Here is a 19,376-nt window from a genome sequence, read left to right on the forward strand (position 1 = left end):
GGCGTACTCCTTCTCGGGGTCGGATCAGACACGGGCGATGAACGGGTAGACGACGAAACCGAGCAGCACGAAGACGAGGAGCGCGCCCGGAATGTCGAGCTTGCTGGTCACGCCCTCGGCGCGGGCCAGGTTGTCGGTGCGGATCTGGTCGCGTAGCGAGTCGGCCCGGCTGCGCAGGGTCTCGTGCACCTGCGCGCCCTCGCTGCCGGAGGAGCGCATGATCGCGCCGACGTCGCCCAACTCCGGGATACCGATCTTGTCGGCGAGGTCGCGCAGCTCGTCCCAGGGGGCGTGCATCTGCATCTGGGCGATCCGCAGCGCCTCCTGAAGGCGGTCGAACACCCAGCCGTCGCAGACCGCCGCGGCCCGCTCCAACGACTGCACGGGCCCGTGCGCGGCGGAGAGCTGCAACGCCACCAGATCCAGGTACGTGCAGACGGCCTGGCGGAACTCGTCGCGGGCGGCGTCCGCCTTGGTCAGGACCGACCGGTGCGCCAGCAGACCGGCGACGAACGCCATGCCGAGGCCCCCGAGCACCGGTACGACCAGCGGCAGCGAGATGCCGAGGACGAACAGCGCCACCCCGAGCAGGGTCGGCGTGGCCAGTCCGATCAGCGCGGACAGCAGCACCGACAGCGCGTACTGCTCGGGGGTCTGGCCGATCAGGGCGAGCTGCCGGTGCGGCGGTCGTAGCCAGCGGGACAGCCCGCTGAGCCAGTCCAACCGCCGGGAGGCGGGAGTGGCCACCCGGCCGGTACCCGGCGGCTGGTGCAGGCGGCGCAGCGCCGGGCCGAGCGCGGGAGTGGCCGGCACCAGCTCGCGGATCACCAGGAACAGGCCCAACCCGATCGCCGCCCCGCCGGTGACGGCGACGCCGAGGAGCCAGTTGACGATCATCGCGGGCCTCTTGCCGGCACCGTGGCGCTCGCGCTCACGCGACGACCTCCTGTGGGTCGGGCGCCGGCAGGAACCGGGCCGGTCGCTGCGGCTGACTCATCGAGCGGACCCAGGCCAGCAGGCCGATGAAGGCGATGCCGAGCGCGGCCATCACCACCTGACCGGTCGGGGTGCCGTACGGCTCGATGTACTCGGTGTTGATCAGGCCGTACGCCAGCGTCGCCAGCGTCATCCCGGTCAGGAACCGGACCGCGAACCGGGGCTGGGTGCGCTTGGCCTCGATCTCCCGGCGGGTCGCCACCTCGGCGGACGCCGCGCCGGCGATCGAGCCGAGTACGTCGCCCAACCGCTCGCCCCGGTCGGTGAGGTGCAGGATCAGGGCCGCCACCACCTGGTCGCAGACCGGGTCGCCGATCTCGTCGGCGAACGCCAGCAGCGCGGAGCGGGCCAGCCAGCCGGCCTGCAACCGGGCGGCGAGCAGTCGTACCTCGTCCTCGATGCCGGGTGGCACGCTGCCGATCGTGCTGATGATCGCCTGTTGGAGGCCCTGGCCCGTACCGGAGACGTCCTTGAGTCGGCGGGTCCACTCGCCGACGGCCTCGATCCGGGCGATCGCCCGCTGCTCGGCCTTGCCCACCGCGAACAGCCACGGCGTACCGGGTACCGCCACCGCCACGAGCAGCCCCACCACCGGTAGCCCGGTCAGCAGGAACGCCAACGCCCCGGCGACCACCGCGGCGAGCAACAGCGCCTGGTAGGACCGCCGCTCGGCGGGCGTGGCGCCGGAGCCCCGCCAGAGGCGACTCAGGCCGGGCCCCGCTCCCGGGCCGGGGCCCGGGGGTCGACGGGTGCCGACCAGCGCGACCACCGCCAGCAGGAGCCCCGCCACGCAGGCGGCCCCGGAGACCACCGCGATCAACTCCAGGCTGTTCCCCATCAGGTCACCGCCGGGCCAGTCGGGTCTGTCGGGGCCGCCGCCACGCGCCCGTACCGGCCTCGATCCACCGGGTCAGCAGTCGGGAGTCGTACCCCACGCGGAGCAACTGGTCGCGGACGCGTTCCGGCAGGTGCCGGGGGACCGCGCGGCCGTCCGGACCGGGACCGAAGACGGTGGTGGTGGTGATCCGTCCGGCCTCGCCGGCCCCGATCACCTCTTCCACGTGCGAGACGAACCGGTGCTTACGTCCGCCGATCGCGCTCTCGTCCTCGACGGTGACGTAGACGATCAGGTCGAGGGCGTTGCCGGCCATCCGACGTGCCTGGTCGACGGTCATCTCGCGGCCGTGCGCCAACGCCAACTCGACGATCCGCTCGCCGACACCGGCGGCCGTACGGGCGTGGATCGTGCACATCGAGCCCCGGCTGGTGGTCATCGCCTGGAGCATCGGCACGATCTCGCGGGACCGCACCTCGCCCACGATGATCCGCAGGACGCCCATCCGCAGCGACAGCGGGATCAGGTCGGCGATCGTCACCTCGCCCGCCGGACGGCCGTCGAAGCCGCGCTCGCCGTGCCCTTCCCGCGCCTCGAAGCTCATCACCGCCCGGTGCCGTTCGCGGCGGCGCGCCGGCAGCAGTTCCCGGCTCTCCTCCAGCAGCACGTACGGCTCGTCGGGCGGGATCTCGTTCATCAAGGCCCGGATGATTGTGGTCTTTCCGGCGCCGGCCAGCCCGGCGACCATGATGTTCAACCCGGCGCGCATCGCCGCGCGCAGGAAGTCACGCAGCAGCGGGTCGATCATCTCGTCCAGGTCGCCCCGGCTACCGGCGACGTCGTCGAGGCTCACGTCCAGGGTGTTGTGCTTGCGGATCACCGCGTACGGGCGGTGGCTGACCAGGAACACCGCCGCCAACCGGCTGCCGTCGGGCAGTTGCAGGTCGAGGGTGGGCTTCACGGTGGACAGGGACCGCTCGGTCGCGCCGGCCCGCCGCGCCGCCGCCTGGAGGATCTCGACCAGTTCGGCGTCGCTGTCGGCGATCGGCTCGCCCCAGTCCACCCCGCCGCCGTGTCGGGTGATGCGCACCTGGTCGCAGCCGAGGATGTGCACCTCCTCGATGGTGTCGTCGACCAGCAGGGTCTGTAGCCGGCCGAGTCCGACCAGCTCGGCGGTCACCTGGTCGAGCAGCAGACGCTCCTCGCCGGCGGCCATCGGCGTGCCGGCCCGGCGGACCGCGTCGGCGTACTCGGCGACCACCTGGACGGCCAGCCGCGCCCGCTCGGTGTCCTCCTCGTCGACGGTGAACTCCCGCCCGCGCTGCCACAGGGTGAGTCGTTCGGTGAGTTCCCGGCGCAACTCCCGGACCACCTGGAAGTCCATCCGGGGTCGAGGGGCCGTCTCGGGCGGCGGCGTGGGCGTCGGCTGCGGCATCGGCGGCACGTGGTGGTGCCGGCCGTTCGCGGGGGTCAGCGGTGGCGCGGTGGACGTCGCGCCCGGCGGCTGCTGGCGGGGGTCGGCCGAGACGGGTTCAAACCGCATCCGGCACCCCTGCTGTACCGGCCAGGCCAGCCGGGCGCGTCGCCGTTCCAGCAACGCCCCGACCGGCACCTCCAGCGCGGTCGCCGCGCGCAGCAGCGGCCGTCCGGCCCGCACGGTCCCACCGAGGCCGAGCACCCCCGCGGTACGCGGGTCGTGCGGCAGCCGGGCGATCACCGGCAGCCTCAGCCCGCGACTGATCTCGGCGCGCCCGTGCCCGTCGCCGACCAGCAGCAGCCGCAGGGTGCCCGGCGGTACCCGGTGCTCGGCGAAGTCCCGCTCGATCGTGGTGACCACCGCCCGCGTCCCGGACAGGTCGGGCAGGTTCGCCCGGGTCACCAGCAGCACCACCGAGGCGGCCCGCAGCAGTGGCCACGGTGGGCCGTTCACGTGCAGTCGGCCGCAGTCGACGAGCACGTCGTAGCCGGGTGTGCCCCGGTCCAGGGCGTTGAAGTAGTCGGCGAAGCGCTGCCAGAGCGGGGTGACGCTGCCGGCCTGCGTCGGGTCGACCAGACCGGGCAGCAGCAGCCGTTCCCGGCGCGGCGCGTCCAGGTCGACCAACTGGGACCAGAACGCGGTCTCCAGGTTGCCGTCGCGCAGCTCGCCGACGGCCAGCTCCCCGATGCCGCGCGGACCGTCCAACTGGCCGCCCAGATAGCCGGCGAGGATCGACCCGCCTGCCGGGTCGCACTCGGCGAGGACCAGCCGGCGGTGCCAGGTCAGGGCGCAGGCCAACGCCGAGGTGGTCACGCCGGGCGAACCCTTCGCGGACACCAACGCGATGATCGCCATGGTCAGGCCGCCTCGATCAGCACGACGGCGACCCGCTCCTGGGCGGCGAGCGCCACCACGGCGGGTACGTCCCGGATGAGGAGCGCCAGGTACAGCACCTTCTCGTCGTCCGTCGGGCTGACCATGTCGATGACGGTGGCCGTGAACCGGGTGCCCGCCGTGGCGGCCGCCCCGGTGGCGTCGTCGTCCGGGGTGCTGACCAGCAGCACCTTGTCGCCGGGGTGCAGCGCGCGGGCGGGCACCTGGGCGGTCTTCAGGCCGAGCGCGATCTGCTGCTGCCCCGGGCCGAGCAGCGGGTCGTCGGTCACCTGCCCGAGGGTGAGCAGGGTGCCCGGCACCAGCGCCACGGCGGCCCGCTTGCCGACCACCTCGTCCAGCCGGCCCGCCGGCACGGGGCGTAGCCCCTGGCCGCCGGCGACCTGCACGGTGATCAGGTCGGCGGCGGTGACCTCCCGGCCCACCTCCACCGGTCGGGCCACCGCGAGGTAGCTGCCGGTGGCCCGGACCGAGGTGACCGCGAATGCGGCCCCCAGCCCACCGAGGGCGATCAGGAGTACGGCGAGACCCAGCAAGCCTGGACGGACGCGGCGCTGCCGGACCACCTTGGGCGGGCTGACCGGCGCGTCCACCGGTCCGGTCGCGTTACGCGTCGCCACACTCACCGTTCGATCTCCATTCGTGGCTGGGGTGCTCGCAGAACCGGGTCGCTCACCTGGTCACCACCTGGAGCTCCCTGATCTGTACCGGCACGGTGCCGCTGGTCCGGGTCTGCGCGATCGGGTCGCCCTCGACGCCGTTGTCGGTCCACCAGCGGACCGTCCAGTACGTGGTGGCACCCACCCGGTAGGTGCCCGCCTTCGGGTAGCCGTGGTCGTAGCCGCAGTCCGGCGAGGTGCGGCCGGCGCGCTTGCCCTTCGGGTCGTACGGGGTGCCCGGCTTGGTGCAGGTGACCGTGTCGCCGTTGCCCATGTTCCAGACGATCCGGTTGACCTTCGCCTCGATCGAGACGGTCAGCCCACGGTCGGTCGCGGAGGCGTTCAGCGGCCCGAAGTAGCTGGCGCTCGGGGTGGCCCACATCCAGACCGGCAGGCCGACCAGGCCGGGGCCGATGTCCTTGCGGGGGGCGACCTTGAGCCGCGCCGGCAGCAGCTTGATCGACGCGAGCGCCCGGCGGGCCAGCTCCTCCGGGTCCGGCGGAGCGCCGAAGCCGGCCGGCGGCCCGTCGAGCGGCAAGGTCCGCTGCGCGCCGAGGTCGCCGCCGTTGCAGGTCTGGACGTACCACTGCTGGCCCTCGGGTGCCGACGGTTGCGGCACGGCGAGCTTGTAGTAGCAGCCGTCGCCGTTGTTGAACCAACCCAGCAGGTCGTCGTAGCAGGGGATCGTCCGGCCGCCCCACTGGCAGACGCCGCCACCCCCGCCGCCGCCGGAGTCTCCGCCGCCGTTGTCCCCGCCGCCCCCCGGGTCGCCGGGGTGGCCCGGCTCGTCGTCCCAGACGTTGCAGTCCGGTTGGCCGGGCGGGCACTCCACCCCCGGGCCCGCACGGCGGGCGGCGGAGGCCGGCAGGGTCGTGCCGACCACCAGCAGCATCGCCACACCGACCCCGGCGAGGAGCCGGCGGCTCAGCACGGCTGGTCCTGGTGCGCGACGCCGGAGCTGATCAGCCAGCGGCCGTCCGGATAGCGGGTGGCGGTGGCGGTCGCCAGGTGCTTGCCGCCGCCGCTGCCCGGCACCACCCGTTGGTCCTTCGTGTAGACGAGCCGGTAGCCGGTCGCGTCCAGGCAGTCCTGGATCTCCACGGTGGCCGGGTCCGAGTCGAGGTCGACGGCGATCACGGTGGGATCGGATCGCAAGGTCCCGGTACGCATCGCGCCGTGCTCCTTAGCGTCGCGAATGGACAATTGCACCCGGGTCAGCAGTGGATCAGCGAGAAATCTGGACAGTTCCGGCGCGTGCGGATCGCCGCGCCCACTCGCCGTGCGCGAGGCCGCGAGATATCCGGAGTACGCCTCGAGCGCCGCCTTTTCGGCGGCCCCGCGTTCGACATCCGAATCTGCCCGTACCCCGTCGGCACGCTCCGACGTCGGGTCGTCGACCGCCTCCGGCCCGCTGCCGCAGGCGGTGGCCGCCGCCGTCGCCACGATCGCCAGCAGGCAGGTTGTCGCTCGCCTGAACTGCCGTCCGACCACCGCCGAACCCTCCTCGTGACAGCCCGACGTGGCGACGAAGCGCCGGTGTCGAGCATGCGAAAGCGCGCCCGGATCACTTCATCCGGCCGTTCATTGGCGCTTCTGCATTCACCGTTGCGGATCTTCTACAAATGCGAGGTCCTGTGTTGTCCGATCATCGATGTGAGGCTTGCGTCACACTCAAGGGGCGAGCATAAGCTCACGCTCGCCGATGCAACAGAGGCAATTCATGCGAACACTCTGAGTGATGATGGGTGGTGGTGGCAGGTGTCCGTGCGGCGCTTCGGATGGCTGTCGGTCGAGGGGTCGCCAATGGCCCGGCCTCGTTGGCGCGGGCCGATCCGTCCTGACCCCTACGCCCCTTACGAGAATGGGACATCGCAACCGGAAGCCGGCATGTGGCCAGCGTCGCGGCTCGGCGGCGACCGCACATCGTGCGGGCCGATCCGGGGCGGACGGAGTCGGTGGGGGACGTCGCTTTCCGCGCCATCCGCTACACCCGAGCGAACGTTCAGTCACGATCCGTGTTCACCTTTCGGGGTGGTCGCGCGACGTTCGGCGGGGTCGACGTGGCGCTGACGGCCGAACCGACCGACCAACCGTCCGCCTCCGGCGGTCCTACGGTCACCGAGGTGGGGCCGGTGCCGGGTACCCGTCGTCTCCGGCTCGCACCCGTGCTGGCAGCCCTGCTCGTCACCCCGCTGGCGCGGTTGGCCGTCGTGCGTCACGCCGTACCCTCGGACGCCGCCAGCCGGACCGGGTGCGACGCCTGCGGGGCCGCGATCAGCCTGACCGGGCCGTGGCCCGCGCTCGGTCCGGCGGCCCGGTGTGGTCGGTGCCGCGCCCGGGTCGGGCCGCCGCCCGGCACGATCGAGGTGGCGGCCCTGGCCGCCGTGGCGCTGCTCGTGCTCGTCGGCCCGCCGCTGGGCGCGTTGCCGGCCGTGGCCTGGTGGCTGGGCTGGACGCTACCGGCGGTCTTCGTCGACCTGGCCGTGCACCGGCTACCCGACCGGCTCACCCTGCCCGCCGCTGGCGGAACCTGGCTGCTGCTCGGCGTGGCGGCGCTGGCCGACGCCGGGGCGGGTCCGTGGGTGCGGGCCGTCGCCGCCGGTACGGGTCTGGCCCTGTTCTTCGCCGCCAGCACGTTGCTGCTCGGTCGCCGCGGCTTCGGGCTGGGCGACGCCAAGTTGGCGCTCGGCGTGGGCGCGCTGCTCGGCTGGTACGGGTGGCCCGTCCTCGTGCTCGGGCTGCTGCTCACGTTCGGGCTGTCCGCGCTGGTGAGCCTGGGGCTGCTGGTGGCCCGACGGGTCCGCTGGACCACCCACCTGCCGTTCGGCCCGTTCCTGCTCCTCGGCACGGCGGGCGCCCTCCTGGCGACCTGAGGGTTACGGGCGGGGTCGGCCGGCCAGGTCGGGTATTCGACGGCGGGCGTCGGTGCGGCGACGTAGCGCCTCGGCGGCCGGGCGGGCCAGCAGCGGGGTCGCGACGAGGGCGACCAGGGCGCCGAGCAGCAGGCCCGCGGCCACGTCGTGCGGGTAGTGCACGCCCACGAAGACCCGGGAGAACGCGGCCAGCAGGGCCAGTGGCAGGGCGAGCAGCCCGAGCCGCCGGGAGAGCAGCAGCGTGGTGACCGCCAGCGCGCCGGCGAGGGTGGCGTGGTTGCTCGGGAACGAGTAATCACCCGGCGGTGGGCAGGTGCCGGCGATGATGGCCCGGCCCACCGTCCGGCACGGCCGGTCCTCGTCCACCACGGTCTTGAGCAATTCGCTGCCCGCGTACGCCAGGAGAGTCGGCAGCGGCGCGACGAGGGCGAGTGCCCGGTCGTGCGGGCCACCGGCCAGGCGGCGCAGCGCGGCCACCACCAGGAGCGCGCCGAGGAGCAGGATCACCCCCTCGGTGGCGTGCCCGACGAACCACTGCACCGGGTGCGGGGTGCCGGCGGCGGCATCGACGATGTCGCGGTACCACTCGGCGCTGATCTCTGGGACGTCCGTACTGCCGTTGTCGGCCATGAATCACCTCTCCACACGTTCATACCGCGTTCACCTTGGAGACATCTTGGAAACGCGAACGTGGGGCAGGTCGGTCCAGCACGCGATGGGCTGGCCGGGGCTCAGGTCGACGCGGCTCCCTCGGCCGCGCGCTGGGTCGGGCCGGGGCCGCCGGCCATGCGCTCCCGGACGGCCTCCAGCGCCTCGAAGGCGTACGCCCAGTTGTGGCACTTGAAGCTGCGCAGGCCCTCGATGACGGTGTGGCAGTCGGCGCAGTGCACCCCCGCGATGGCGTCCGGGACCTCGGTGTTGACGTACTTGTGGTCGCCGAGGATGACCTCGGCGATCATGCCCTTGTCGTGCAGTCCGGTGACCGCCGAGGAGACGATGTCGTACCAGGTGATCCGCCGGCCACACTTCGGGCAGTCCGGCTCGTCGCCGCTGACCCAGAGCGGCGCGCCGATGGTGCGCGTCGGCATACCCAGCAGCTTCTCCAGACGCCGGACATCCGACTCCGGCGTGGTCCACCGGTGTCGGCCGGGCAGTGACGCGGGCGAGTCGTACACGGCGCGGAACAGGTCTTTCTCGACCCGTACGGTCTCCCGTTGACTGGTCATCGGCGTCCCTCCTCGTGAGTGGGTGCCCCCACCGTGGTCGGCGCTGACCAGGGGTGCAGCCGGATCAACGACACGAGGGGGCGGCGGGTCGTCGGCTCAGCTGCTACACATCGAGATCCGACCGTGCGTCGAAGGGATCCCTCGTGACCGAGCAGCCGGCACCCGACACCACCGACGTCACCGCCCGCCCCAACGTCGCCCGGATGTACGACTACTTCCTGGGTGGCAGCAACAACTTCGCCGCCGATCGGGCCGCCGCCCAGCGGGTGCTGGAGATCTTCCCGGACACCGCGGCGGCCGCCCAGATGAACAGGCAGTTCCTGCGCCGGGCCGTCCGGTACGCCGTCGGGCAGGGCGTACACCAGTTCCTGGACATCGGCGCGGGGCTCCCCACCCAGGGCACGGTGCACGAGGTGGTGCGTGCGGTGACGCCGGACGCCCGGGTGGTCTACGTGGACTACGACGAGGTGGCCGTCGCGTACGCCAGGCGGTTGTTGACGGACGTGCCCGGCACCGCCGTCGTGCAGGGTGACCTGCGACGGCCCGACGACCTGCTGGCCGACCCGGGCGTGCGGGGCACGCTCGACCTGGACCGCCCGGTGGCCGTGCTGCTGCTCGCGGTGCTGCACTTCGTTCCGGACGGGGACGACCCGTGGGGCGCCGTCGCCCGGCTGCGCGACGCGACCGTGCCCGGCAGCCACCTGGCGTTGTCGCACCTGACGCTGGACGGCATCCCGGCAGAGTTGGCCGAGCGCGGTCAGGCCGTTTACCGCAACAGCAGCGCGCCGCTGGTGCCGCGCACGCACGCCGAGACGCTGCGCTTCTTCGCCGGGTACGACCTGGTGGAGCCCGGTCTGGTGGAGACCACCCGGTGGCGGCCGGACGGGGAGTCCGAGGTCGTGGAATCGCACGGGTACGCCGGGGTCGGCGTCCGCCGCTGACCCGCTCTCGCCTTCGGCGGCCGGCCCCGGGGGGAGTGGTCAGGACACGATCAGGGGACTCCGCCGTCGGCGACCCTCTGAGGTGTGAATGTTTGTCCTAATCTCGGCACGTTCCGACCTTCCCGTCCGAACCCTGACCAGGGACTTCGGGTCGGGCAGCGTCCTCGGACCGGCCTGGGTGGAGAGTGGCGATGAGCGGCAGCAGACGGATCGATCAGATGGCCCGACGGCAGTTCGTCAAGTTGTCCGGGGCCGTCAGCGCGGGCGGGCTTCTCACCCTGGCCGGGGCGGACGGCGGAATGGCCGACGGTGGTGACGGCACACCCCAACCCCCGCCACCGCCGAACCCGGGTGGCACGGCCTGCCCGACGCCGTCGGCGCTGTGCGGCTATCCCACCGACACCGGCGGCCGGTTCGACCTCTGGGACCGGGTCCAGGTCTGCCTGGGTACACGGACCTCACCGCCGACCAACTGCCTGCGCACCACGTCCACCTACGTGGTGCTCAACGGCGCGCCGCCGAACACCCACAACTATCTGCTCGTGCCGACCTGCCGGGTGAAGGGCATCGAGTGCCCGTTCATCGCCACCGCCGCCGCGCCGAACTACTGGTTGGACGCCTGGATCAACGCGCAGCCCGGGCAGCCCTCGCACGTGGTGTACCCGCACATCGGGCTCGGGATCAACTCGGCCGACGCCCGCCAGCAGGACCAACTGCACATCCACCTGGCCGGCATCCACAGTGGAATTCAAACTCAGCTCAACTCGTACGACAACGTGATCAGCAACAACCCGGCGAACTGGCGGAACCAGATCGTCCCGATCTGGGGCCTGACGAGCGGGGGCGCCCCGGCCCCCCGCTCCTACCGCGTGCTGCACGTGTCGAATCTGAACGACAACCTGTTCACGCTGCTGCGCGACTTCGTCGTACGCCCGACCGGGGCGAACATGGCCAACCAGGCGATGGCGGTCACCCCTCGCCTGGTCGGCAACGGCGGGTTCTACGTCATCAACAGCGAGCCCGCACTCCAGACCCCGCAGGGCCAGCCCGGCGGTACGGGCACCGTCGACTTCCTGCTCGCGTACACCTGATTTCCGCCGGTCAGCCCTTCACCGCCCCGGCGGTGAGCCCTTCGGTCAGGAAGCGCTGCCCGAGCGCGTACATGATCACCACGGGGATGCTGACGAGCAGCGAGGCCGCGGCGAGCTGTCCCTGCGGTACGACATCTCCGGCGATCATCGACTGCATCCCCACCGGCAACGTCTTGTACTCGTCCTTCGTGATGAACACGAAGGCGAAGAGGAACTCGTTCCAGGCGTTGGTCAGGGTGAAGAGGGCGACCGCCAGCAGTCCGGGCTTGGCCAGCGGCAACACCACCCGGCCGAACGCCTGTAGGCGGGTGCAGCCGTCGACGAGCGCGGCCTCCTCCAGCTCCACGGGGATCGAGGAGAAGTAGCCGACCAGCAGCCACGTGGCGAACGGAAGTGTGAACGTCGGGTACGTCACGACCAGCGACCACAACGAGTCGGTGAGTCGCACGCCGATGAGCATCTGGTAGAGCGGGATGAACAGCAGCGCGCCCGGCATCACGTAGGTGAGCAGCACGGTGACGGTGAACCCCTGCGCGCCACGGAACCGCAGCCGGGCCAGCGCGTAACCCGCGAGAGCGGCGCAGACCAGCGCCACCGCCGTGGACGCCGCGGACACCAGCAGGGTGTTGAGGTACCAGCGACCGAACGGCTGGTTGGCGAAGAGCCCGGTGAACTGCTCCGTGGTCCACGGCGTCGGCCACAGGTCGTCCGTACGCATGACGACCTGGCCCTCGGACTTGAAGGCCGTGACGCCGATCCAGTACAGCGGACCGAGCACGAAGAAGAGCAGCCCGGCGAGCGCGACCCAGGAGCCGAAGCCCGACACCGCCGAGGATGCCCGGCGACCGCCGCGCGACTGGAGGGTCGACACCACCCGGCCCACCGCCGCCGCGATCAGCAGGATCACCCCGAGGATCACCGCCGCCTTCCAGAAGATCTCCGGCGACGCCCAGATCAGCAGCCCGGTGACCACCGCGGTGATCACCCACGGCAGGGCCTTGCGCGCCCGCGTACCGACCCGCAGCGTCGCGCGTCGTGCCCGGGGCAGTTTCGCCCCCGAATCCTGGCGCAGCAGCCGGACCAGGAAGAACACCAGCCCGCCGATGACCGGCAGCATGACGAGCGTGACCGCCGCGCCCGCGCCGTACTGCAACTGCAGGATCGCCTTCGAGTACGCGACGAGCACGTACGGCGCGGTCACGTCACCCGGACCACCTTGGGTGAGCAGCCAGACCAGGTCGAAGTTGTTGAACGTCCAGATCGACGACAGGGTCACCGTCACGGTGATCACGTGGCGCAGGCCGGGCAGCGTCACGTTGGCGAACCGCTGCCACGCCGACGCGCCGTCGATGGTCGCCGCCTCGTACAGGTCGGCCGGGATGGCCTTCAGGCCGGCGAGGAAGCACACGGTGAAGAAGGGCACCCCCTTCCAGACGTTCACCATGATGACCGACGGCATCGCCAGCGACGGGTCGGACAGCCAGCCCGCCGGCCAGCTGTCCACCAGGTGCAGGTCGACCAGCAGCGGCCCGATTCCGGTGGCGGTGAGCAGGTTGTTGACGCTGCCGAAGATCGGGTCGAGCAGCGCGCGCCAGCTGAACGCGGTCACCACGGTCGGCACCACCCACGGCACCAGGAGCAACCCCGCCAGCACCGCCCGCCCGCGGCGTCGGTGGTGCAGCAGCAGGGCCGCGGCCAGCCCGAGCACGACCTTGAAGATCTCGGCGTACGCGGTGAAGACGAACGAGTTCACCACGCCCGTGTGGAACTGGTCGTCGCCGACGAGGTGCAGATAGTTGTCCAGGCCGACGAACACGGACTCCTGCCCGTGCCGTTCGGTGGTGCTGGTGACGATCGATCGGGCGATCGGTACGAGCACAAGGCCGCCGACCAGCACGGCCATCGGCGTCAGGAACAGCGCCGCCATTCGCCAGTCACGACCCAGCCGGCGCTGGGTCGGCGTGAGGGAGCCGGATCCCGGCGGCGAGGAAGCCCTCGCCGCCGGGACCCGCGCGGGACGGAGCGTCCTCACTGCGGCAGCCCCTGCTGGTTGAAGATCTGCACCATCTTCGTGTGGGCCGCCTTGACGGCCTGCGCGGGCGCGGTGCCCTGCACGACCTGCTGCATCATGTCGGTGAGAACGTAGGCCGAGCCGACGGCCTGCTGGCCGGCGCTGGCCTTCTGCGGGAAGGTCAGGCCGTTCTTCGTGTTCAACGGCAGCTGCAACTGGGTGATCTTGCGCAGCATGGGGAACGCCGGGTCGCCGCTGGTGAAGAACGGGTCCGCGTCCCAGACCTTCTCCCAGGCGGGCATCACCAGACCGGGTGCCTCCTTCGCCACTCCGAGCAGCGCGGGCGCGCTGACCAGGTACTGCGCCAGGAGCTTGGCGAGCGCGGGGTTCTTGGCGCCCTTGAAGATGACGAAGCCCTGTGACTGGCCGAGGAGCAGGGGGTTGTTGGTGGCCGGTCCGATGCAGTCGGAGAACACGTGGGTGTTGGCGTGCACCGGGTTCTTCTTGGTCCGCGAGTCCGCGTAGACGCTGAACTGGTTGCGGGTGTAGCCGAGGATGCCGGCGAGCCAGTTCTCGTTGTTGCTGGTGTCGGTCCAGCTCGCGATTCCCGGCGGCAGCATCGGCTTGTACTTGGAGTTCGTGTAGATGTCGCCGAGGAAGGTCACCGCCTGCACCGTCTCCGGCGACTCGAACGTGACCTTGCGGCCGTCGTTGGAGGCGATCGACCCGCCGTACGCGTTGATCAGCGCCTCGATCATGCCGTTGGCGTCGCCGGACCGGTTGATCGTCATGCCCCAGCCGAACCTGCGCTTGCCGGGATCGGAGATCTCCAGGCAGACGTCCCGCAGCTCCTCCCAGCTGTAGATGTCCTTGGGCGTGATGCCCTTGTCCTGCATCCAGTCCTTGCGCAGGAACGACCCGATCCCGATGAAGTGGTACGGGATCGCGAACCACTTGCCGTCGAAGACGCAGTAGTTCTTGGCCTCCGCGCACGGCTCGCCGTACTTGGCGGTCAGCGCCTGGACGACGTCCGTGACGTCCTCCAGGTCGCCCAGCGCCTGGAACTGCGCGACGAACCGGGAGTCGGTCATGAACGCCAGGTCACGAGCCACCCCGCCCTTGACCTCGGCATCGATCTTGGCGACCACGTCGCCCGCGTCGGCCTGCACAAGGCTGTTCTCGATCTTGGTGCCGGTGGTGTCGGCGAACTTCTTGATCGAGCTGTCGAGGGCGTCGTTCGCCGCCGTCGAGTACAGCTTCTGCGACAACATCCCCATCGAGGAGCCCTTCATCGACGCGGCGGCGTCGATCAGCTCCTGCGGAACCTCGGCCTGCACCTTGGTCGGCGATTCGGAGGTGCCCCCACACGCGGCCAGACCCGCCGCGCCGAGCACTCCCACCCCCATCCCCAGCACGCCGCGTCGAGACCAACCCGATTTGTCCTCCATGGACACCCGCCTCCTTCATCTCGCCGCGCACGGCCGCACGCCGAAGGCGTACCCGGCGAACGCCGCGATCGTCGTGTTTCCAGTTGGGCTTCTGTGGTGGCGACCACGGAGGGTCGCCTGTCGAGATCAGTTCGCTCGTCGGTCGCCGTCACGGCGAGCGGGCCAGCCGGCCGCCGCGGGACGTCCGCTCACGCGTGCTCCGTCCGAGCCACCCGAGATCTGTCGGGTGCCGCACCTCGGATGGCGCGACGTGGTCGAGGCGGTCGGCGACAGGGTCGAGACAGGGGCGCTGACGTTCCGGTTCGGTCGTGTCACGAGACCACCGCCGTTCGAGATTTCGAACTAGGTTCGATATACCGCATCGAGTGGTGCGACGCTAGAGCAGCCCGGTCACCGATGTCAATGTTTCGATGCTGTTTCGAACCGAAAGCGGGAGGTTTGCTACCGGGACTGGGCCCGATAGCCCATGCGCGTCGACAGCGCTGCCGCGCCCTCGCGAACCAACCCGGTCCACTCCACCTGCACCTGCGGCGTCCACCGGATGATCGGCGCGGACAGGCTCATCGCGGCGATGACGGCCCCGGAGTGATCCCGGATCGCCGCCGCGACGCAGCGCATCGCGCTGTCCGACTCGCCGACGTCGACCGCGACGCCCTCCGCCCGGACCTGGTCGAGATGCGCCCGCAGGAGGTCCGGGTCGGTGATGCTGTCCGACGTCATGCCCGGCAGGGGATCCTTCAACAGGACCGCGTCCAGGTCCTCCGGATCGAGGGCCGACAGCAGCACCTTGCCGACCGCCGTGCAGTGGGCGGGCAGCCGCAACCCGACTCCGGACACCATCCGAACGGGGTGGATGCTGTCGAACTTGACGAGGTAGACGACATCCGCGCCGTCCAGCACCGCCACGTGAACCGCCTCGTCGCAGGCGGCGGCCACGTCCCGCGCGACACCCTGCGCCTCGCGTACCAGATCGAGCCGACCCGCGAACGCCGCGCCCAGCTGGAACAGCGGCATCCCGAGCCGATACTGCACCGGTTGACCCGGCACGGAGATCAGGTACGAGCGAGCCTCGAGCGTCACGAGCAGCTCGTGGACGGTCGTGCGCGGCAGGTCGAGCCGCTCCATCACCTGGCGGGCCGACAGTTGGGGGCAGTCCAGGAACAGTTCGAGGACGTCGAGTGCGCGGATAACTGCCGGTACCACACGGGCCATGTCGCTAGTCCCTTCGAAATGCCGGACCCGCGTCAACGATCTCCACACGGACCAGCACCTGAAGAGGATAGCCACGTGAGCCGTCCGCGCCAGGCTCCGGACCAGGCGGGGACGGCAGGCGCCACCTTCCGGGCGCGCCGCGGCGCACTTCCGGAAGGTGGCGGCGGGCGTCGTTGTCAGCTGGTGTGTTGCAGCACCGGGACGATCCGGAAGTCGACCGTGGCCTGGTCGATGGTGGCGTGCACCGGGGAGCCGGCCATCTCGGTCATGATCCCCGAGGCGCTGCGCCGGCCGTCGGCGGCCGAGTCCCAGGCGACGATGTCGGTGATGGTGCCGTCGTCGGCCTGCATGATCCGACGCCACCGGAAGCCGGGCTGCCGTCGCAGGTACTCGTTGATGTCCTCGTTGGCGTCGACGAAGTCGGCGCCGGTGAGGCCGGCGACGAGCCGGAACGTGGTCATCTCGAGCGCTTCGCTCATGGGTGCCCTCCTCGTGGTGTGCGCTCAGCCCTGCACGGTGGATCGCATGGTGATGTCGTTGACGTCGACGCTGTCCGGCTGGGCGATCGCGTAGGCGATGGCGTCGGCGACCGCCGAGGCCGGCATCCCCAGTTCCTGGGCCGCCGCGTGGACGGCGGCGCGCACCTCGGGGGAGCCGCCGTGCTCGGTGAGCTCCGAGTGGGTGTAGCCGGGGCTCACCAGCGTCACCCGGACGTCCCGGCTCTCCTGGCGTAGCCCCTCGGTGAGGGCCCGGACCGCGTACTTGGTGGCGCAGTAGACGGCCGCCGTCGCGTCGACGCGGTACGCCGCTGTCGAACCGATGTTGATGATGTGTCCCGTACCGCGCGCCCGCATCAGTGGCAACGCGGCGGCGATGCCGTAGAGGGTGCCGAGCAGGTTCACCTCGACCATCTGCTCCCACTCGTGCACCCGCAGCGCGTCGAGGGTGGAGAGGGCCATCACGCCGGCGTTGTTGATCAGTACGTCGACGCGGCCGTGCCGATCGTGAGCGGCCTTGACGAAGGAGAGCATGCTGTCCCGGCTCGTCACGTCCAGCTCGTGGTGGTCGGCTGCGCCACCGGCAGCGCGCAGCTCGTCGACGAGCGCGGCGAGCCGGTCCACCCGCCGGGCGCCCAGCACGACGTGATGGCCGTCGGCGGCCAGTCGGCGAGCCGTCGCCGCGCCGATGCCGCTGCTGGCCCCGGTGATGAGAATGATCTTCGAGTCGGTGCTGTCTGCCATTGCTTCCCCCGTCGTCCTTCGGACCTGCGGCCGAGCGCCGCTGCTCAACGATGCGGCCCGTGCACGACCCCTGGAAGGGTGTGGCTTCCTGGGTGCGCGACACCTCGGCGGCGCATACGTCCTCGTCCAACTTCGGTCCGCTCTGTCCCGTACGCCCTCGGCCGGAAGCTGTACGGCGCGGCGACCGGCCCCGCGAAGCCGGCGGCTGGCCCGGTGTCGCCGGGTTCTAGGCTGGTCGACATGTCCGATTCAAACCGGCTTGGGGAATTCCTTCGGGCCAACCGCGCCCGAGTGGACCCGAAAGGGGTCGGGCTGCTCGGGAGTAGCGACCGCCGGGTACCGGGACTGCGCCGCGAGGAGATCGCGGTCCTGGCCGGGGTGAGCGCCGACTACTACGCCCGCCTGGAGCAGGGCCGGGAGCGCAATCCCTCCGCACAGGTGCTCGACGCGATCGGCCGGGCCCTACGCCTCGACCAGGAGGCGCGCGGTCACCTCTTCCGGCTCGCCGGGCTCCATCCGCGCCCCGGCCCGGAAAATGCTCGGGCGTCCGTCCACCCCGCCCTACTGCGGCTGTTGGACGCCTTCCCCATCTCCGCCGCGTACGTGCTCAGTCCCGCGTTCGACGTGCTGGCCACCAACGGCGTGGCGGCGGCCCTGCTGTCCCCGTTCACCGGCCCGACCAACATGGTCCGGGTGCTGTTCCGGCATCCGCAGGCCCGTACCGTCTTTCCCGACTGGCCGACCCTAACCGAGAACGTCGTACACGCCCTGCGACTCAACGCCGGTCTCTTCCCGAGCGACCCCCGGATCGAGGCGCTCGTCACCGACCTGCGACGGGACTCGCCAGAGTTTCGCGCCCTCTGGGCGGACCAGACAGCGCAGGGCCTGACCCGCATGTTCAAGGTCATCCAACACCCCGAGGTGGGGCGGATCGAGCTGACCTACCAGACCTTCGACGTCCGGGACGCTCCCGGTCAGCAACTGCTGGTCGGCACGCCCGAACCGGGCAGCCGCAGCGCCAAGGCGCTGGCCACACTGCCGGCATCAGATAGCCGAGCAGAGTGACGACGGTCACAGGAGTGGGGGACCCGATCGCGCGGGGACGGTCGTCTTACCTCACGTGAGACGAAGCCTGGACGCGACGGACGAGCAGGAGCTCGTCCGTCGCGTGGCCCGCGGTGACCGGCGGGCCTTCGACGAGCTGTACCGGCGTACCGCGCCCTGGTTGGAGGTGCGCCTGCGCCGCCGGTGCGCGGACCCGGACGTGGTCGCCGACGTCCTCCAGGAGACCTACCTGACGGTGTGGCGGGCAGCCGGCAGCTTCGCCGGCGACCAGGTCAGCGGCAGCGCCGTCGGTTGGTTGTGGACCATCGCCGCGCACCGCCTGGTGGACGCGTTCCGGCGTCGTTCGCGGCAGGCCCGGGTGCCGCAGGTGCATCCGGTCGAGACGGTCGTGCCCGCCGCCGAGGACGAGGCGCTCGCCGGCCGGGTCGGGCAGGAACTCGAACAGGCCCTCGCCGTGCTGCCGCCCGAGGTCCGCGCGGTGCTCCGCGCCACTGTCCTGGACGGCTTCACCGTCCGCGAAACGTCCGTGCTGCTGGGCGTACCCGAGAACACCGTCAAGTCCCGGATCCGCCGCGCCCGGATCGTCCTGCGGGAGGCCCTGTCGTGACCACGCATCCCACCCTGAACGACATCGACCGCTACGCCGACGGCGATCCCGGTCTCGACGAGGCGACCGTCTGGTCGATCGAAGTGCACCTGGAGAGCTGCGCCGACTGCCGCGCCCGCCTCGCCGGCAGCACCACCATCGAGTCGCGCGCCCTGGTCGCCGAGGTCGCGGCAGCCGTCGACCGCGCGATCGCCGCCGGCCCCACCCCACGATCAAGGGCCTTCCTCCGTACGCCGCTGCGGCAGCGCTGGTTCGTGGCGGCGCTGCTGCCCTGGGTCGCCATGACCGCCGGCGTGCTCGGCACCGCGGCCGTGCTCACGTACTTCCTGTCCGAGCTGCCGTCGATCGTGCTGCTGCTCGCGCCCCTCGCGCCGCTGCCCGGGGTCGCCGCGGCCTGGAGCAGACGCGGCGACCCGGCCTGGGAACTCGTCGTCGGCACCCCCTCGGCCGGTCTGACGATGCTCCTGCGCCGTACCGCCGGGGTGCTCGTCCTCGTCATCCCGGTGCTCGCCGTGCTCGCCGCCTACGGGGCCAGCCGGGTGAACCCCGCGCTGATGCTGCTGCCGTGCCTCGCCTTCACCGCCGCCACGCTGCTGCTCGGCTCCCTCGTCGGGGTCCGCCGCGCCGCAGTCGGGCTGATGGCCGCCTGGGCCGCCGCCGTGATCGCACCCAGCCTCGCCACCGCCGAGTTGCCGGTGCTCCTGGAACCGGCGGCCATCGGTGGGTGGGCCGTCGTCACGGTCGTGCTGGCCGCCCTGACCCTCCTGCGCGCCAACAGCTTCCGGCGCCTCACCTCGTTCTGA

General features: G+C 71.4%; 18 protein-coding genes and 2 pseudogenes. 6 read left to right on the forward strand and 14 right to left on the reverse strand.

Annotated features, from left to right (window positions below; all coding sequences use genetic code 11):
- Positions 1 to 24: 24 nt before the first annotated feature.
- The 7 genes and pseudogenes from ACQP03_RS01190 to ACQP03_RS01220 form a co-directional block, all read right to left on the reverse strand.
- The gene (locus ACQP03_RS01190; protein ID WP_357132258.1) at positions 25 to 894 is read right to left on the reverse strand and encodes a type II secretion system F family protein; all 870 of its coding nucleotides are present in this window, start codon (positions 892 to 894) and stop codon (positions 25 to 27) included.
- A 37-nt stretch (positions 895 to 931) separates the two neighbouring features.
- Positions 932 to 1,878: pseudogene (locus ACQP03_RS01195) on the reverse strand (type II secretion system F family protein).
- Positions 1,839 to 3,374, reverse strand: a complete 1,536-nt coding sequence (locus ACQP03_RS01200) for a CpaF family protein (RefSeq protein ID WP_357131999.1) — start codon at positions 3,372 to 3,374, stop codon at positions 1,839 to 1,841. The pseudogene ACQP03_RS01195 and the gene ACQP03_RS01200 overlap by 40 nt, the downstream one beginning before the upstream one ends.
- Positions 3,364 to 4,163: pseudogene (locus ACQP03_RS01205) on the reverse strand (ParA family protein). The gene ACQP03_RS01200 and the pseudogene ACQP03_RS01205 overlap by 11 nt, the downstream one beginning before the upstream one ends.
- Before the next feature lie 2 nt (positions 4,164 to 4,165).
- Positions 4,166 to 4,825: an SAF domain-containing protein gene (locus ACQP03_RS01210; RefSeq protein ID WP_355048367.1), complete on the reverse strand. Its 660-nt coding sequence runs from the start codon at positions 4,823 to 4,825 to the stop codon at positions 4,166 to 4,168.
- A gap of 46 nt (positions 4,826 to 4,871) precedes the next feature.
- On the reverse strand, positions 4,872 to 5,750 hold the full coding sequence (locus ACQP03_RS01215; RefSeq protein ID WP_357132255.1) for a hypothetical protein: 879 nt from the start codon (positions 5,748 to 5,750) through the stop codon (positions 4,872 to 4,874).
- A 32-nt stretch (positions 5,751 to 5,782) separates the two neighbouring features.
- Positions 5,783 to 6,349 (reverse strand): hypothetical protein, encoded by a 567-nt coding sequence (locus ACQP03_RS01220; RefSeq protein ID WP_363660402.1) that lies wholly within the window; start codon positions 6,347 to 6,349, stop codon positions 5,783 to 5,785.
- Between the two features lie 632 nt (positions 6,350 to 6,981).
- On the opposite strand from ACQP03_RS01220, the gene ACQP03_RS01225 reads away from it, so the two are divergent.
- Positions 6,982 to 7,731 (forward strand): prepilin peptidase, encoded by a 750-nt coding sequence (locus tag ACQP03_RS01225; protein WP_357132249.1) that lies wholly within the window; start codon positions 6,982 to 6,984, stop codon positions 7,729 to 7,731.
- 3 nt (positions 7,732 to 7,734) lie between these two features.
- Here ACQP03_RS01225 and ACQP03_RS01230 read toward each other — a convergent pair whose 3' ends face one another.
- Together ACQP03_RS01230 and ACQP03_RS01235 are read right to left on the reverse strand one after the other, a co-directional pair.
- Complete coding sequence (locus ACQP03_RS01230) at positions 7,735 to 8,361, reverse strand: phosphatase PAP2 family protein (protein WP_357131993.1); 627 nt, start codon at positions 8,359 to 8,361, stop codon at positions 7,735 to 7,737.
- 101 nt (positions 8,362 to 8,462) lie between these two features.
- A complete protein-coding gene (locus ACQP03_RS01235) occupies positions 8,463 to 8,957 on the reverse strand; it encodes a hypothetical protein (protein WP_357392551.1) in 495 nt (164 codons plus the stop codon).
- A gap of 203 nt (positions 8,958 to 9,160) precedes the next feature.
- Between ACQP03_RS01235 and ACQP03_RS01240 the strand changes: the two genes are divergently transcribed.
- Together ACQP03_RS01240 and ACQP03_RS01245 are read left to right on the forward strand one after the other, a co-directional pair.
- Positions 9,161 to 9,898: an SAM-dependent methyltransferase gene (locus ACQP03_RS01240; protein ID WP_433461116.1), complete on the forward strand. Its 738-nt coding sequence runs from the start codon at positions 9,161 to 9,163 to the stop codon at positions 9,896 to 9,898.
- Between the two features lie 191 nt (positions 9,899 to 10,089).
- Positions 10,090 to 10,989, forward strand: a complete 900-nt coding sequence (locus ACQP03_RS01245; protein ID WP_357171640.1) for a CDP-diacylglycerol diphosphatase — start codon at positions 10,090 to 10,092, stop codon at positions 10,987 to 10,989.
- Between the two features lie 10 nt (positions 10,990 to 10,999).
- Here the strand turns inward: ACQP03_RS01245 and ACQP03_RS01250 are convergent, their stop codons facing one another.
- The 5 genes from ACQP03_RS01250 to ACQP03_RS01270 form a co-directional block, all read right to left on the reverse strand.
- A complete protein-coding gene (locus ACQP03_RS01250) occupies positions 11,000 to 12,916 on the reverse strand; it encodes an ABC transporter permease subunit (protein ID WP_357131981.1) in 1,917 nt (638 codons plus the stop codon).
- A 101-nt stretch (positions 12,917 to 13,017) separates the two neighbouring features.
- Positions 13,018 to 14,448, reverse strand: a complete 1,431-nt coding sequence (locus tag ACQP03_RS01255) for an extracellular solute-binding protein (RefSeq protein WP_357171639.1) — start codon at positions 14,446 to 14,448, stop codon at positions 13,018 to 13,020.
- A gap of 441 nt (positions 14,449 to 14,889) precedes the next feature.
- Entirely contained in the window at positions 14,890 to 15,660 is a 771-nt protein-coding gene (locus ACQP03_RS01260; protein ID WP_357131975.1) for an IclR family transcriptional regulator, read from the reverse strand.
- A 176-nt stretch (positions 15,661 to 15,836) separates the two neighbouring features.
- The gene (locus ACQP03_RS01265) at positions 15,837 to 16,139 is read right to left on the reverse strand and encodes a hypothetical protein (protein WP_357131972.1); all 303 of its coding nucleotides are present in this window, start codon (positions 16,137 to 16,139) and stop codon (positions 15,837 to 15,839) included.
- Between the two features lie 24 nt (positions 16,140 to 16,163).
- Positions 16,164 to 16,901: an SDR family oxidoreductase gene (locus ACQP03_RS01270; protein ID WP_357131969.1), complete on the reverse strand. Its 738-nt coding sequence runs from the start codon at positions 16,899 to 16,901 to the stop codon at positions 16,164 to 16,166.
- A 240-nt stretch (positions 16,902 to 17,141) separates the two neighbouring features.
- Here ACQP03_RS01270 and ACQP03_RS01275 point away from each other — a divergent pair, with 240 nt between their 5' ends.
- From ACQP03_RS01275 to ACQP03_RS01285, 3 genes are read left to right on the forward strand one after another with little or no spacing between them, the layout of a single operon-like run.
- A complete protein-coding gene (locus tag ACQP03_RS01275; RefSeq protein ID WP_433459918.1) occupies positions 17,142 to 17,966 on the forward strand; it encodes a helix-turn-helix transcriptional regulator in 825 nt (274 codons plus the stop codon).
- 55 nt (positions 17,967 to 18,021) lie between these two features.
- Positions 18,022 to 18,573, forward strand: a complete 552-nt coding sequence (locus tag ACQP03_RS01280; protein ID WP_363660398.1) for an RNA polymerase sigma factor — start codon at positions 18,022 to 18,024, stop codon at positions 18,571 to 18,573.
- Entirely contained in the window at positions 18,570 to 19,376 is an 807-nt protein-coding gene (locus tag ACQP03_RS01285; RefSeq protein WP_357131960.1) for a zf-HC2 domain-containing protein, read from the forward strand. The genes ACQP03_RS01280 and ACQP03_RS01285 overlap by 4 nt, the downstream gene beginning before the upstream one ends.

This window comes from Micromonospora sp. CA-248212 (assembly GCF_050948405.1).
GTDB lineage: Bacteria > Actinomycetota > Actinomycetes > Mycobacteriales > Micromonosporaceae > Micromonospora.

Bases quoted from the DNA above. Each gene is read 5' to 3' on its own strand.
- ACQP03_RS01245 (WP_357171640.1), top strand. From the start codon at position 10,090: ATGAGCGGCAGCAGACGGATCGATCAGATGGCCCGACGGCAGTTCGTC.
- ACQP03_RS01265 (WP_357131972.1), bottom strand. From the start codon at position 16,139: ATGAGCGAAGCGCTCGAGATGACCACGTTCCGGCTCGTCGCCGGCCTC.
- ACQP03_RS01255 (WP_357171639.1), bottom strand. From the start codon at position 14,448: ATGGAGGACAAATCGGGTTGGTCTCGACGCGGCGTGCTGGGGATGGGG.
- ACQP03_RS01230 (WP_357131993.1), bottom strand. From the start codon at position 8,361: ATGGCCGACAACGGCAGTACGGACGTCCCAGAGATCAGCGCCGAGTGG.
- ACQP03_RS01200 (WP_357131999.1), bottom strand. From the start codon at position 3,374: ATGCGGTTTGAACCCGTCTCGGCCGACCCCCGCCAGCAGCCGCCGGGC.
- ACQP03_RS01260 (WP_357131975.1), bottom strand. From the start codon at position 15,660: ATGGCCCGTGTGGTACCGGCAGTTATCCGCGCACTCGACGTCCTCGAA.
- ACQP03_RS01250 (WP_357131981.1), bottom strand. From the start codon at position 12,916: ATGGCGGCGCTGTTCCTGACGCCGATGGCCGTGCTGGTCGGCGGCCTT.
- ACQP03_RS01240 (WP_433461116.1), top strand. From the start codon at position 9,161: ATGTACGACTACTTCCTGGGTGGCAGCAACAACTTCGCCGCCGATCGG.
- ACQP03_RS01235 (WP_357392551.1), bottom strand. From the start codon at position 8,957: ATGACCAGTCAACGGGAGACCGTACGGGTCGAGAAAGACCTGTTCCGC.
- ACQP03_RS01275 (WP_433459918.1), top strand. From the start codon at position 17,142: ATGTCCGATTCAAACCGGCTTGGGGAATTCCTTCGGGCCAACCGCGCC.
- ACQP03_RS01215 (WP_357132255.1), bottom strand. From the start codon at position 5,750: ATGCTGCTGGTGGTCGGCACGACCCTGCCGGCCTCCGCCGCCCGCCGT.
- ACQP03_RS01270 (WP_357131969.1), bottom strand. From the start codon at position 16,901: ATGGCAGACAGCACCGACTCGAAGATCATTCTCATCACCGGGGCCAGC.